This is a genomic window from Nonomuraea sp. NPDC049486 (genome assembly GCF_040676925.1).
GTDB classification, from domain to species: Bacteria; Actinomycetota; Actinomycetes; order Streptosporangiales; family Streptosporangiaceae; genus Nonomuraea; species Nonomuraea ferruginea.
Genome location: NZ_JBFAPV010000009.1, coordinates 36,707 through 51,007, shown reverse-complemented (window position 1 = coordinate 51,007; position 14,301 = coordinate 36,707). Strand labels below are relative to the sequence as shown.

Sequence of the window (14,301 nt, the reverse complement as noted above, 5' to 3'; positions counted from 1 at the left end):
CACAGTGAAGCCGAACGCGTGGTATTCCACCAGCGACTAGATTGCATGGCAGCCATGCCTGATACGAATGCCTTCGACACCGCCACGCTCCGCCTGTTCGACGAGGTCGCCAGGAGCGGATCGTTCACCGCCGCCGCCGAGCTGCTCGGCTACACCCAGTCCGCCGTCTCCCGCCGCGTCGCCGCGCTCGAACGTGCCGCCGGCGGGCCACTCTTCGAACGCCTGCCCAGAGGCGTCCGGCTGACCCCCGCCGGCCACCTGCTGCACCGCCACGCCGCCGGGGTCCTCGACCGGCTCGAACGAGCGGGGGAGGAGCTGGCCGCGCTGCACCGCGGCAGCGGCGGCACGCTGCGCGTCGGCTCGTTCGCCACCGCGAACGCCGACCTGGTGCCCGCCACCCTCAAACGGTTCGCCGACCGCCGGCCGGCCGTCGACCTGCGGCTCGCCGAAGCGCTCAGCCCTCGCCTGATCGAGCGCCTGCACGCAGGGGCGCTCGACGTGGCCGTGATCAGCGACTATCTGGTCACGCCGCCCGGCGGGCTCCGCCTGGTCCCGCTGCTGGAGGACCGCCTGCTGGTCGCGCTGCCCCGCGACCACCCGCTGGCCGGTCAGGACGACGTCGACCTGCGCGACCTGGCCGGGGAGTCGTGGATCGAGGCCGCCCCGCGCGGCCAGCCCACCCTGCTCCTGGCCGCCTGCGCCGCCGCCGGCTTCACCCCGCGCGGCGGGCTGCGGGTCGCCGAGTGGTCGGGCAAGTTCGGCTTCGTCGCCGCGGGGCTCGGCGTCACGCTCGTGCCGGAGCTGGCCGCCCGCGCCGTGCCGGCCTCGCTCGTCCTGCGCCGCCTGCGCGGGCAACTGCCCGCGCGGACCGTGTACGCGGCCCTGCCCGACCCGGCGCTCCCGGCGGCGACGGAGCTCGCCGGAATGCTGGGAGAATGGAAGGCGTGTACGACGGATACGCGCACTTAGGAGATCGGTTCGCCTCCGGGCTGCGCGACGTGACGACCGACCTCGCCGCGCTCGACGGCGAGGGCTGGTGGGCCGTCGTGGTCGACTACGAGGGCAAGGTCACCTGCGCCCGCTTCGACCGGGTGCGCCGGGCCCCGCTGCCCCCGCCGCGCGGCCCCTGGCACGGCCCGCGCCCCGGCGAGTGGCACAGCTCCCTCGACCGGGCCGCCTACGAGGCCGGCGTGCGCGCCATCCGCGACCACATCGAGCAGGGCGAGGTCTACCAGGCCAACCTCTGCCGCGTCCTCACCGCCCCGCTGCCCGCCGGGTCCGACCCGCTGGCGCTGGCCGCCCGGCTCGCCGCCGGCAACCCCGCCCCGCACGCCGCCGTCATCCACCTGCCCGGCCTCGACGTGGTCTCCGCCTCGCCCGAGCTCTACCTGTCGCGCGACGGCGACGTGGTCGAGTCCCGCCCCATCAAGGGCACCGGCGTCACCGCCGGCGACCTGCTGGAGAAGGACCACGCCGAGAACGTCATGATCGTCGACCTGGTCCGCAACGACCTCGGCCGGGTCGCCGTCCCCGGCAGCGTCGAGGTGCCCGAGCTGTGCGCCGTCGAGGAGCACCCGGGCCTCGTCCACCTCGTCTCCACCGTCCGCGCCCGGCTGGAGCCGGGAGTGGGCTGGGCCGAGCTGTTCGCCGCCACGTTCCCGCCCGGCTCGGTCACCGGCGCGCCCAAATCCTCGGCCCTGCGCATCATCAATCAACTCGAACCCGAGCCGCGCGGGACCTACTGTGGGGCCGTGGGCTGGGTCGACGCCGACCGGCGCACCGCGGCGCTGGCCGTCGGCATCCGCACGTTCTGGATCCGCGCCGGCCAGATCCGCTTCGGCACCGGAGCGGGCATCACCTGGGGCAGCGACCCCGGGCGGGAGTGGCTCGAAACCGAGCTCAAGGCGTCCAGGCTGATCACACTGGCATCCTCAGGAGGAAAGCGATGAACGTCCCGGTCTGGGTCAACGGCGAACTGCACGACCCCGCGCGGGCCACCGTCTCGGTCTTCGACCACGGCCTCATGGTCGGCGACGGCGTGTTCGAGACGATCAAGATCGTCAACGGCAGGTCCTTCGCCCTCACCCGCCACCTCGACCGGCTCAGGCTCTCGGCCCGGCGCATGGACCTGCCCGAGCCCGACCTGGATGCCATCGCCGGCGGCATCGAGCAGTGCCTGGCCGCCGCCCCCGCCTGGCCGCTCGGCCGCATCCGCGTCACCTACACCAGCGGCCCCGGCCCGCTCGGCTCCGACCGCGGCAACCAGGGCGCCACCTCGGTGGTGATCGTCGACGAGCAGAAGCCGTTCCCCGCCGCCGCGGACGTCACCGTCGTGCCCTGGCCGCGCAACGAGCGCGGCGCCCTGTCCGGCGTCAAGAGCACCTCCTACGGCGACAACGCCAAGGCCCTGGCCTACGCCAAGGCCCGCGGCGGCGGCGAGGCGATCTTCGGCAACCTGGCCGGCAACCTGTGCGAGGGCACCGGCTCCAACATCTTCATCGTCCGCGACGGGCGGCTGCTCACCCCGACGCTGGAGGCGGGCTGCCTGGCGGGCGTCACCCGCGCGCTGGTCGTCGAGTGGTCCGGGGCCGAGGAGGCCGACGTGCCGCTGTCCGCCCTCTACTCCGCGGAGGAGGCGTTCCTCACCTCCACCACCCGCGACGTCCAGCCGATCGCCCGCGTCGACGACACCGTGCTGCCCGTCGCCCCCGGCCCGATCACCGCCAAGGCCATGCGGGTGTTCGCCGAGCGCGCCGCCGCCGACCTCGACCCCTGAGCCCCGCGCCGGGCCGCCCCGCCGGGGCGGCCCGCTCAGGTCAGTAGCTCTTCTGGGTCTGGACGTTGAAGTCGTCCATCTTGACGTCCTTGGCCGGATCCGTCAGCGGGTCGTCGATCTTCAGGACGTCCAGGCCCATCTGGATGTCGGCCGAGTACACGTACCCGTTGTAGTAGTACGCCGACCACGACCCGGCGATGCCCTCCTCCGGGTACGGGCCGCGCTCGAAGAAGCCGATCTCCTTGATGGCGTTGGAGTCGGTGAAGTCGAGGAAGGACACGCCACCCTGATACCAGGCCTGGACCATGATGTCCTTGCCCGGGATCGGCAGCAGCGAGCCGTTGTGGGCGACGCAGTTCTCGGTCTCCTGCTGCTCACGCGGGATCTTGAAGTAGCCGCGCTTCTCCAGCTTGCCGCCGACGATGTCGTACACCGCGTTCGCGCCCTTGGTGGCGGGGATCTCCGAGGTGCAGGTCGGGGACGAGCCGCCGCCCAGCTCGTCGGTGAACAGCACCTTGGTCGCGTCGTTGTTGAAGGTGGCCGAGTGCCAGATCTGGAAGTTCTCCTGGTCGGTGACCTGCTGGATCAGCTTGGGGCTCACCGGGTCGGTGATGTCGAGCAGGAAGCCGTCGCCGAAGCAGGCGGCCGCGGCCAGGTTCTTCTCCGGGTAGGCGGTGATGTCGTGGCAGCCGGTGCCCTCACCCTGGTTCTCGATCGGGATCTCCGGGGTCGCCAGCACCTTCGCGGAGGCCGGGTCGTCCATCGGGATCTCCACGATCTGCAGCAGCTGGTGAGGCGGCGGGCAGGTGTCGGAGGAGGGCTCGGGCCCGGGGGAGGAGACGTAGACGAGCAGCTTGTCGTCCGTGGGCACCATCGTGTGCGTGTGCGAGCCGCACTCGGTGGCGACGGCTCCCACGTACTTCGGGTTCTTCTTGTCGCTGACGTCGAAGATGCGCAGGCCCTCCCACGCGCCCCGGTCCTCCGTCGAGTCGCAGCCCTCGCCGCTGCGCGGCGCGTCGATCGACAGGATCACCAGGTTCTCGTGCACCGACACGTCGTTCTGCTGCGCCGGGCAGGTGACCTGGCTGACGATCTTCGGGGCGGTGGGGTCGCTGATGTCGAAGATCGAGAACCCGCCGAAGTTCCCCATGTAGAGGTAGTCACCCTGGAAGGCCAGGTCGGTGTTCCAGTCCATCGGGCCGTTGAGCGGGGCGGTGCGCGGCACGTTCGCCACGTGCGTGACGTTCTCGCTCGTCATCACCTCACCCGGCGAGGCCTCGCTCTGCGACGACTGAGGCCGCTGGCTGGCGGGCGGCGCCTCCGCCTCCGGCTCTGGGCTCCCCGCGCATGCGGTGACCAGCAGAAAGGCCGCCCCCAGCGCGGCCCATCGAACCTTGGCGAAGATCACGCCTGTCCCCCTCGTCTCATAGCTCAGTATGGAAGCTATGCCAGAGAGGTCCGGAATGCGCGCGCTATTGGTCACAGTTCTGCTGACATCGTCGGCCCTCGCGGCCTGCGGTGCGGAGGCGCCGCAGCCGTCACCGGTCGGCACCGAGGCGCCGGTGATCGTGCCGCAGAGCCCCGGCGCGACGGCCCGCACCGCGACCCCCGGCGAACGGATCGGGCAGGTGCCGGCCACCCCCACGGCGGCGGACGTGCGCTTCGCCGAAGGCATGATCCCCCACCACCGGCAGGCGCTGGAGATGACCGCCCTGGCGGCGAACCGCACCACCACGGCCTCCGTGCTCGGCTTCGCCGAGCAGATCGCGCTCAGCCAGCAGCCCGAGATCACCATCATGTCGGACTGGCTGGCCGCCCTGGGCCGCCGCGTCCCGTTCGGTCACGACCATCGGGGCATGGAGGGCTACGGCATGGCGACGGAGGAGCAGCTCAAGGCGCTACGCGCGGCCGAGGGCGGCGTCTTCGACCGCATGTTCCTGCAGCTCATGATCAGGCACCACGAGGGCGCGCTCAAGATGGCGGAGGAGGAGCTGGCCGGGGGCAGGGACCAGCGGATGCGTCTCATGGCCAGGGACATGTACGCGGGCCAGGGCATCGAGATCGCCAGGATGCGCAAGATCCTGGACAAGCTGCCCGCCCGTTGACCCGCTCAGCTGGACCAGAGCATGTTGGACAGCTCGGAGTCCAGATCCATGTAGTCGGTCTCCCGCCCGGCCGGCACCTTCTCGTAGGTGCGGTGCAGGAACTCCGTCAGCGGGGCCAGCGGCACCTCGAACAGCGCCTGCCCGAAGGGGGAGGTCAGACTGATGTGCAGCGTGCGCTCGCCGTCGGCGCGCGCCGGCCACACCTGCACGTCGCCGTCGCCGACCCGCCGGACGATGCCGACGGTCAGCAGCTCACGGGCGAAGATCCACTCGACCGGTTCGTCGTTCCCTACGTGGAAGGCCATGCGGATGGCGTACGGGTCGTCGGCTGTGTAGCTGAGCCCGGCGAGCAGGGGGACGGTAGTACGGTCGGGGACCACAAGCCGAAGGCCAAGCTCGGCGGAGACGGTGGTGCTGTTCATCGTCAGCCAAACCTTTTCGTCGTAGGTCCCCTCTACGGGGCTTTCACTGCTCGGGCGTACTTCGTCCTCGTCCGAGCTATGACGGCGGAACGAAGAAACCCGTTGGAAAGATTCCGCTCCGAGGGCCTTCTGTAACGCAACTCACAGCTGGACATTTAGGCATCTACCTGGCTAAACGGGATCAGTTGGGCCGTATTTGCAAGGGTTTTGCGTGCAGTGGATCTCGTTCAGGGAGCCGCCGACGACCGTTCTCGATAGTGAGCACGTCGGGCGTCTACCCGGGACACGACGATGGTATGCCACGAGCCTGCCACGGCGGTGGGCAACCGCCGCGTTTCACCCCGAATCCTCACCCTGCCGTCTATCGTTTCGCCAGCGGGTGCCGGAGTGCGGTATGGTTTTCCCCGTCGGGCCCCACGGGGGCCAGGCGGGGCGGGCGATTAGCTCAGCGGGAGAGCGCTTCGTTCACACCGAAGAGGTCACTGGTTCGATCCCAGTATCGCCCACCACATCGCAGCAGGTCAGAGGCCGGATTCCGAGATCGGGGTCCGGCTTTTTTGATCGTCTGACCCCGATCTGACCCCGGGACGATCCGTCACCCTTGCTCGCGGGGCGCCATGGAACGGCAGGCTGCGGCCTCGTCCGATGGCCGCGCCCGGCGGGTGATGTTCAACTGGCGGACCTCCGGCCCGTGCCTGCTTCCCAGGCGAGCCCTTGGCTGTGATCTACGTTGTACAGGTCGTGAGTGTGGAGCTTGCTGATCAGCAAGGCGATCACAATCCGTACCCGCGCTCCAACCCCCAGGCATCACGGTGCGTCCGTCCGATGGACGAAGAGGGTGAGGGCAATGATCAGCGACCAACCCGGATACGCCGTCATCGACGTTGAGACCACCTGTCTGCGGCCGACCTGGCACGACCGGATCGTCGAGGTCGGAGTCGTGTTGCTCGATCCGCGCGGACTCGTCACCGGTGAATGGAGCGCTCCGGCCAACCCCGAACGCGACCTGGGACCGCAGCGCATCCAGGCATCACCGCCGCCGACGTCCGTCACGCGCCGACCTTCAAGGAGATCGCCGGAATCCTCGCCGCCCTGCTGCGGCGGCCGGGCGCCAGTTGGCCCACGATCTCCGCTTCGACCTCGGCCTCCTGGAACAGGAGTTCGCCCGGGCCGGCGCCGCGATCCCCGCCCTTGGCTGGCTGTTGGGCCGTCGCCGACATCCCGCTCGACGGCCACCGCGACGCGCTCATTGACGCCCGCGCCGCCGCCGAGTTGTTACGCCGCTACCTCATGCTCGCCCACCCGAACTCACCCTGGGCCCACGTCGGCCAGTCCGCCTGCGTGCTGAGCTGGCCGGCCATCCCGCGTACCGACATCCTCCCGGTACGGCGAGGCGTGTCCGCCGAGTGCGACACCCACTTCCTGGCCCGGCTGCTGGACAGGTTGCCCCAGGCCGCCGATACCGTCTGCGCCGACCCCTACTTCGCCCTGCTCGACCAGGTGCTGCTCGGCCACCACATCTCGGCCGCCGAAGCCGACGCCTTGATCGCCCTTGCCGCACAGCTCGACCTCGGCCGCGCCGGCGCTGTCCACCTGCACCACGACTACCTGAACGCGCTGGCCCACGCGGCCGAGGCCCGGCAGCGTCACGCCCGCCGAGCGCCGCGAACCCGACCTCGTCGCTGCCCTGCTCGCTTCCGGCGGCGGCGGTGCAATCTGCGCGGGCCTGCGATGACGCGCCCCGGCACCCTTCCGCCACGGCCGGGTTCCAGCTAGCAGCCCAGCGATCTCGTCGTGTTCACCGGCGACATGGAGGGCGGCTGGGCGAGTTGGGAGGAACGGGCATAGCGGGCCGGGTACGTCCCGCACGGAAACATCACCAAGCGCGTGCGGCTGCTGGTCGCCGCCGATCCCGACTCGATGTCCGGAAAGGCATACAAGGCGCGTGCCTACGGAATCCCGATTGTCACGCCGGACGCTTTCGCCCGCCTGAGCTCGCCCTGAAACCACCCGGTGTAGGGCCGGAGTTTGGCCCCACGGCCGGGGGACGCATCTCGTGCCTCCGTGGAGGGGCTCCGGAACTGCACCGGGGTGATGCAAACCCAGAGCTACTGTACCGACGTTCTGTCGGCACAGACCTCGCGGAATCAGCATGTTCCGCAGGTCAAGTCGCTCAATGCAGCCTCCAGGATTCGAACCTGCGACCGTCGGATTAGAAGTCCGCGGATCAGCGTGTCGGGTGATGTCGGGGATTACCGCTCCCTGACATAACTGCAGGTAGGTGCAACGTAGGCGGGGCCGGACAGTGTCGGTAACACCGACTTGAAACGGGAGTGTCCGAGACTGCCGGTCCCCCTACGGTCCCCCCAAGGGCGGCGCCATGAGCGTGGCGGCACATGGTGGAAGTCCGGACATGCTCGGATTCGACGTGGCGCGGCCCCCGACAGCCGAACGTCTTCCAACACACTTCTGATCTACAGTGTAAAGTGACCGGTTGGGTAGCAGCCATGGGTGAACCAAAACCTGTTGTCCCGGGTTGAGCAGCCGCCAGGCCGACCACGAGAGGCGGTCCGCAACATTGCGGACCGCCTCGCGGTCGGCCTGGTCAGCCGCCGAACAGCTTGCGTGCCAGCGAGCCTCCCGCCGCGCTGCCACCCCATCCGCCGACGGCTCCAAGGACGACTGAGCCCACGCCGCCGCATATCGGGCCGCACATCCCTGTACCCAGCAAGCCGACCCTGGAACCCACGTAGGCGCCTGCCCCCGCCACCGTGCCTCGCGTCACGATCCGGGCTGTCTTCTGCTTCCCGCTCAGATCGTTGCGATCCCTGTCCTGCATGTATTGGGTGAGGCCGCCGTCAGCCGCGGAGAGCGCGATGCTCGTGCCGCCCGCCCACTTCCCGACGGTCATGGCCTTGTCCGCGTACCTGCCGATGCCACGTGCGCCCTTGGCTCCCTTCCATGCCAGATTCTTCTTGGGCTCCGCCTGGGGGACCCTCGCGAACGTCCTTTTCAGGGCGTCCACCTGTTCCCTGGTCAGCCCGAGCCCGTCCAGGAGCTTGCGCTCCACCAGGAGGCCGCCCAGCCCGACTGCCTTGAGCAGTTCACCGATCTCCGCGCTGCTGGCTGAGGCCAAGGCCAAGGGGTTGTTCACGTTCGACATGTTGAAGAGGTCGCCCAAGAAGCTGGGGCTCTCGTAGGGCTGCTGCGGCCGGAGGGTCCGCGGCGTGGTGGGTCTCGCGCTCGAGCGGGGGGCCGCGCCGCTCCTGTGACGGCTTCCCGGCGACCAGCCGCAGGCCCGGGGGACGAGATAGCACGGCGGAGGGGCCGGCCCGATGACCTTGTAGCCGTTCTTGGTGGGAACGCGGATGATTCCGTCGCCGTTGGAGCACTCCATGTCTCCGTTGACCCTCCGGCACAGTTTGCCGTCAGGGTCGGCGTTGGTGACCGGGCTGCTGTTGGCGTAGGCGTAGCCGTTCATCTGCTGCTGGTCGGCCAGATCCAGGACCGGGTCGACGGAGAGGAACCTGCCGATGTCCGGGTCGTATTCGCGCACGCCGAGCTGTACGAGACCGCCAGGGTCCTTGGTGCCGCCGACGAAGCCCTTCTCCCCAGGCCAGGCGACCGCGTCGCCCCGCTCGGTGCCGAAGGGAGTCAGCCGGCGGACCCGGCTCTGCTGCGTGCCGGCGTCGATCGCGACCTGGGCGGTGCCCTGGTGGTCCTCCGTCACGTACGTGACGCCGGCCGGGGTGCGGAGCGCGACCGTCCTGCCCGCGTGGCTGTAATAGCGGGTGGCGGTCGCCGTCCCGGCGCTGAGGCGGATCTCGGTGCCCGGCAGGTAGAGGGTGGTGGCGGTCGCGTCCTTCCTGATCAGGCGGTTGCCGTCGGCGTCGTAGACGAACTCGGCCGCTGTGCCGTTCTCGGCGGTTTCCGCAAGCTGGCCCTCGGTGTTCCAGGCGAAGGTCCGGGTCGTGCTGCCGGCGTCGCGTGCGGTGGTGTTGCCGGTGGCGTCGTAGGCGTAGGTGTCGGTACGGCTGCCGGCCCCGCCGATCTGGGCGATCCTGGTCAGGCGGTTGCCCTGGCCCGCTGGGCTGTAGGTGTAGGCGCGGACGGTGTCGGCCTGCCCCGCGACGCCGTGGCGCGTTTCGGAGATCCGGTTGCCCGCCGTGTCGTAGGCGAAGGTCTGCCAGTACGGGGCGGGGCCGCCGACCGTCGTGGCCGCAGGAGTGTCGTCGCAGGCGGAGGTCGTGGCCTGCGTCCATGCCTCGGTGAGTCGGCGCAGCGCGTCGTAGGAGAAGCACTGGGTGTCCGTTCCGTCCCGCGAGACGTCGGCGATGGAGCGGATGTTCCCGGCGTCGTCATAGCGGTAGGTGGCGTCCCGGTCGCTGCCGCTGACGTTCTCCTTCGACGTGCGGGAGGTCGCGAGCCGCCGGGTCGCCCACTCGTAGGTGAAGGTCTGCCAGGCGCGTTTCCCCGTCGTCGCGCCGAACTCGAGCATCATGAGCTTGCCGGTGGGTGTGTAGTCGGTGGCGCCCACGTAGGCGCCGAGATTGCCGGTCAGGCGGACAGGCCGCAGGAAGTCGTCGTAGGTGAGGACGAGGTTCTCCGCCGCCAGGCCGCCGGCTGCGGGCAGTCCTTGCCCTTGGACGGTGCCGTCCAGGTTGTAGGAGGTGGAGAAGACGTACGTGCCCGCCAGGGAGCCCTGAGCCGGGGGGATCGTGACGGCGTTCACGTCGGCGCGGCCGAGTTGGTCGTAGTGGCGGATGGTGGCGGTGTAGTCGGCGCCCGCGTGGTGCCGGGTGGCGGTGGCGAGCTTGCCCTTGCCGAAGGGAGCGGAGTCGTAGGTGAACGAGGTGAGCCTGGTGCCGGTGGCCGAACCTTCCCGCGTGCCGGTCTTGCGGCCGAGCCCGTCGTAACTGGTGACGATCTTCTTGCCGCGGGCGTCCGTGACCGAGGTCTCCCTGTCGAGTTCGTCGTAGGTGTAGGAGGTCGGGCCCTTGGCGGGATCGATCATCTTGATCTTGCGCCCGCGCAGGTCGTAGGTGTTGGTCCAGGTGTTGCCTGAAGGGTCGGTCACGGTGGCCGTCTCGCCGGTCGGGGTGTAGGTGTAGCGGGTGGCGTCGTACTGCGTGACGCTCTTGTACTGCCGGCGCTCGATCACCTGGCCGCGCGCGTCGGTGATCTCCATGGTGGGGATGCCGCCCTGCGGCGGTGTGACGGAGGTGCGGTTGCCGCCGCCGTACCTGTAGGTGGTGCGCCATTTCTCCTGTTCCGGCTGCGAGCCGTTGCCGGCCATCAGCCGTTCGAGGGTTTTACGTCCCAGTCCGTCGTACTCGGTCCGGGTCTGGGATTCGATGTTGCCGGGGGTGAGCACGCCGAACAGCACCGGCTCGGGGGCTCCCGACGCGGGATAGGGTTCGTGGGTCCGGACGACCAGGCCGCGGTCGTCGTAGATGGTGTCGGTGATCAGACGACCGGTGGGGCCCGGTATCTGGGTCTGCCGGGGGCGGAGCCAGCCGTCGAGCAGCTCGATCTTGTCGGTCCGCTGGCCGCCGGTGGCGGTGAGAGTCCTGGTCGTGATCGCGACGATCTTGTCGTCGGCGACCCGGTAGTCGAACTCGTAGTTGGGGTGAGGGTTGCTGTCCTTGGCGCGGTTCGGCAGCCATACCTGGCGCAGCCTGCCCAGGCCGTCGTGGACCAGGTCGGTACGCAGTCCGTTGGCGTCGATCTCCGCGGTGGACTGCCCCCAGGCCGGTTCGAGCTCCTGGACCGTGACCAGCGCCGTGGCGGCGTCGCCCGGCTCGGCAGGCGGGCTGGTGGTCGTCACCTTCGTGGTCAGGCCACGCGTGTCGGTATAGACGGTGGTGCTGACCTGCCCGAGCGCGTTCACCGCCTTGACGGCACGGCCGTAGGCGTCGTACGTCACCTGCTTCTCGGTGACGTACGTGGCCGTCGTCCCGTCGTGGGAGGCGATCTCCTCCACCTTGGTGGGCAGGCCCCGGCTCGGAGGGGCTGCGAGAGCCGCGTTGTCGTAGTACGTCCTGATGTCGGAGATGACTTGGTGGGCGCGGTCGGCGTTCGCCGTGCAGGCGACCGCGACGGTCTCCACCCGTGCGGGCAGGGACACCATGTGCGCGCCGGCGTTGTCGGCATAAGTGGTACGGGTACACCGGTCATCGGCGGAGGTGGTGACGTCGCCGAAATCGCTGACCCGGGTCACCCGCCCGATGCCGGGCCCGGAGCCCTGGTGCTCGGTCTCCGTCCTGGTCTCGGTCCAGCCGCCTGCGTCCTTGGCCGTCCACGTGCGCTCGGCGGCGGAGGCGACCATCTCGGCCGTGGTGGTGCCCCACGACCGGGTGCGGGTCGCGGTCCTGACCCGCCACGGGGTCCGTACGGTCTTGGCGTGGACGGTCCCGCCCTGTCCCGTGTACTGGACGGTCTTGAGCTCGAATCCCGACAGCGCGTCGTGGTCGGTGTACGTGCCTCCCTCGCCGTCCGACACCGTCACCGACTTGGTGCCGCCGCTCCTGTTCTTGCGGTCGCCGTGCATGCCGCGCAGGTAGAAGGTGTCGGACTGCTGGCCCGCCGTGCCGGTCAGGGTGCGGACCTGGCCGTAGCCGCGCCACTGCGACCAGGTCTTGTGCTTCTCCTTGGTCAGGCCGTCGTCGTCGTCGAAGTGCCAGGCCGCGCCGCCGAGGTACTCGTACCTGGTCCTCATGTCGGGAGCGAGGCCGGTGCGGTCGGCTCTGGTCACGGAGGTCACCACGTACTTGTGGAACCAGTCGGTGATCTCGTCCTCATGCCCTGGCGGCTGCCAGATGACGGGGAAGCATCTCCTGGTGTTGGTCTCAGGGGTGGGCAGGTCCGACAGCGAACAGTCAGCGTCCGAGTAGGCGATGTCGAGCTGCCCGCCGGACTCGTCGTAGATCGCGCCGACCCGGTAGCGGATGTAGGGCAGGATGTCGTCGCCGGTCCGGTCGAGCCGGTTGGGCAGCTGCACGTGGTCGAAGGAGACCTTCGGCAGAGTGACCGAGGTGCCGCCGACGTGCCCCGTATGCTGGATGTGGCTCAGCAGCAGGTCCCGCTCCACATCGGCCAGGCCCCAGGTGTGTCCGAACGACCAGGAGTCCACGTCCCGGTAGCCGGTGCCGTCGGCCTTGACGACCTGGGTCGTCACCTTCGTCAGGCGTTTGCGTGACCAGAAGGTGGGAGTGACCGCGCCGTGGGCGTCCTTGCACTCCTGCCCGGCAGCGCAGGCGAGGTCCCAAGGCACGTCCCACCAGTACTGCGGCTTGTCACCGATCTTGTCCGGGTCGCACGAGAACGACGCGTCGGGCAGGCAGCGCTCGGACGTGCCGAACAGCACCCGAGCGGGAGCGGCGGCGAACAGGTTGCCCTCGCGCAGCCCGTAGGAGATCGACCTGAGGTAGCCGCCGCGCGTGTACGGGGTCTCGTCGCCGACCTTGAGGTTCCGGCCGTAGTGGTTGGTCTCCTTGACGTACGCATAGGTCATGGCGTTGCCGTCGGGGGCCACGACGTAGTCCAGGTTCCACCGGTGGGCCTGCTGGCACCAGGAGGAGGAGAACCCGCTGGACTTGTGGCACGGTTCGCCGGAGTCGTCGCCGAACACCGGTACCGTCCACGTCGAGTCGCTCTCCGGCTTCCCGGAGGCCCAGCCGGGCATGCGGTTGAGCCCGAAGAAATACTGGGTGCCGTCGGTCGTGGTGGCCTTCCAGTGCTCCCCGTTGTCGTCCCCGTTGGTCGCGCCGGTGAGCTTCTCGAACACCGTGCCGTCGTCGAACTTGGTCCGCCAGGTGCCGTCGGTGGCCTTGAGTAATTCTCCGCCCTTGCCGTTCCACGTGACCGTCGCGTTGTCGTAACCCCAACACTGGTCACCCGGGTAGTTGCCGAACTCGTCCTTCGCGACACCGTCGTCCTCGCACGACTTGTAGCGGCGCTCGATGTAGCCGGGCCACAGGTCGAAGCCCTCGCCGACCCAGGACGGCTGGGCGTTGGTGTTGCCCGTCCGCCCGTCCACGCTGCCGGAGGAGTACGCGACGGCCAGATCGGGCTCCAACTCGCCGGGGACGGGCGGCACCCGCATCGGGTACGACCAGGTGAATTCACCGGAGTTGTCGCCCATCTCCCAGGTGGCCGAGGCCGACAGCGACGTCGCAGTGTAGTCGCCCTGCGAGCCAGACTCGCCCGCGGCGGCCATCAGCAGCGTGCCGCCGGGCTCGGCGTCCACCTCCGTGGTCAGCGTGCGTGCCGCCGCGTCATTGCGTGCCGGCAGAGGGGCGGCCTTGCCGCACTGCGGCAGCCAGGGGCTGGTCAACGCGCACGACGGCAGCCGCCACATGCGTAGCCGGGAGCCGTACGAGCCGCCGAAGGCCTGGGTGAACGCGGCGTAGTCCAGACGGACACCGACCTTGCCGCTGGTGCTCGCGTCGCTGGAGGCCACGGTGAAGGCGACCCCATCGGCTCCCGCGTGGCGGCCGGTCGGTTGGTCCAGCAGCCGTACACGTACCCGTTCCGCGCCGGCCTTCGCGTCGGCGGGGGGCAGCAGAGAGATCGGGAGGGCGCCGGCCCGGGCAGCGCCTCGCCCGGGCACATCGGCTTCCGCGGTGCCGGCCGCCGGCCAGTCGATCAGCGTGGGCGGCGCCGTCCTGCCGGCGGGTCCGGGCCGGCGCGATGTGGCCGCGAGACGACGGCCCTTGACCGTCCGTTCGGGATTGTCCAGTTCGGGGCGGCCGGGTCCGGCGGCCGCGGCAGGCGCGGCCGAGGACAACGCCACCGTCATCGCCGCCGTCAGCACAGCGACCATCCCCGCGGCGACCGCCCGGGACAGAGGACCCGTCCGCGGTGTCCGTACCGCACGGCCTCTCATGCCACCCTCCACCAGCCCGGCAAGCCGTTGGACAATGCTCGTCCTCATCCGGCCCACCCCCGGGTGACAGCGCGCGGGAGCGCGGGCTCGAGGTTTACCTTCATCACGACC

The 14,301-nt window shown here is 69.9% G+C and carries 8 protein-coding genes and 1 tRNA gene; 6 read left to right on the top strand and 3 right to left on the bottom strand.

All coding sequences use genetic code 11. The features are described 5' to 3' along the window. The first annotated feature begins 54 nt into the window (after window positions 1-54). Genes AB0K05_RS25355 through AB0K05_RS25345 form a run of 3 tightly spaced genes read left to right on the top strand, consistent with a single transcriptional unit; the run spans window position 55 to window position 2,776 of the window. Window positions 55-969 carry a LysR family transcriptional regulator gene (locus AB0K05_RS25355; protein ID WP_261808465.1) on the top strand — a complete coding sequence of 305 codons (915 nt, stop codon included), beginning with the start codon at window positions 55-57 and terminating at the stop codon, window positions 967-969. Then, complete coding sequence (locus tag AB0K05_RS25350) at window positions 936-1,949, top strand: chorismate-binding protein (RefSeq protein ID WP_364232200.1); 1,014 nt, start codon at window positions 936-938, stop codon at window positions 1,947-1,949. Before AB0K05_RS25355 ends, AB0K05_RS25350 begins: the two co-directional genes overlap by 34 nt. Then, the gene (locus tag AB0K05_RS25345) at window positions 1,946-2,776 is read left to right on the top strand and encodes an aminotransferase class IV (RefSeq protein WP_148030776.1); all 831 of its coding nucleotides are present in this window, start codon (window positions 1,946-1,948) and stop codon (window positions 2,774-2,776) included. Before AB0K05_RS25350 ends, AB0K05_RS25345 begins: the two co-directional genes overlap by 4 nt. Window positions 2,777-2,816: 40 nt before the next feature. Here AB0K05_RS25345 and AB0K05_RS25340 read toward each other — a convergent pair whose 3' ends face one another. Next, window positions 2,817-4,184 carry a hypothetical protein gene (locus AB0K05_RS25340; RefSeq protein WP_148030777.1) on the bottom strand — a complete coding sequence of 456 codons (1,368 nt, stop codon included), beginning with the start codon at window positions 4,182-4,184 and terminating at the stop codon, window positions 2,817-2,819. A 55-nt stretch (window positions 4,185-4,239) separates the two neighbouring features. Here AB0K05_RS25340 and AB0K05_RS25335 point away from each other — a divergent pair, with 55 nt between their 5' ends. Further along, the gene (locus AB0K05_RS25335; protein ID WP_364232196.1) at window positions 4,240-4,881 is read left to right on the top strand and encodes a DUF305 domain-containing protein; all 642 of its coding nucleotides are present in this window, start codon (window positions 4,240-4,242) and stop codon (window positions 4,879-4,881) included. Between the two features lie 5 nt (window positions 4,882-4,886). On the opposite strand, the gene AB0K05_RS25330 is transcribed toward AB0K05_RS25335, so the two are convergent. Beyond that, window positions 4,887-5,303, bottom strand: a complete 417-nt coding sequence (locus AB0K05_RS25330; RefSeq protein WP_148030778.1) for an SsgA family sporulation/cell division regulator — start codon at window positions 5,301-5,303, stop codon at window positions 4,887-4,889. 434 nt (window positions 5,304-5,737) lie between these two features. Between AB0K05_RS25330 and AB0K05_RS25325 the strand changes: the two genes are divergently transcribed. Next, window positions 5,738-5,812: transfer RNA gene (locus tag AB0K05_RS25325), tRNA-Val, on the top strand. Window positions 5,813-6,494: 682 nt separating this feature from the next. Then, window positions 6,495-7,079, top strand: a complete 585-nt coding sequence (locus tag AB0K05_RS25320; protein WP_364232193.1) for a hypothetical protein — start codon at window positions 6,495-6,497, stop codon at window positions 7,077-7,079. Between the two features lie 829 nt (window positions 7,080-7,908). Here AB0K05_RS25320 and AB0K05_RS25315 read toward each other — a convergent pair. Next, window positions 7,909-14,190 carry an RHS repeat-associated core domain-containing protein gene (locus tag AB0K05_RS25315; protein ID WP_364232191.1) on the bottom strand — a complete coding sequence of 2,094 codons (6,282 nt, stop codon included), beginning with the start codon at window positions 14,188-14,190 and terminating at the stop codon, window positions 7,909-7,911. Window positions 14,191-14,301: the final 111 nt, after the last annotated feature.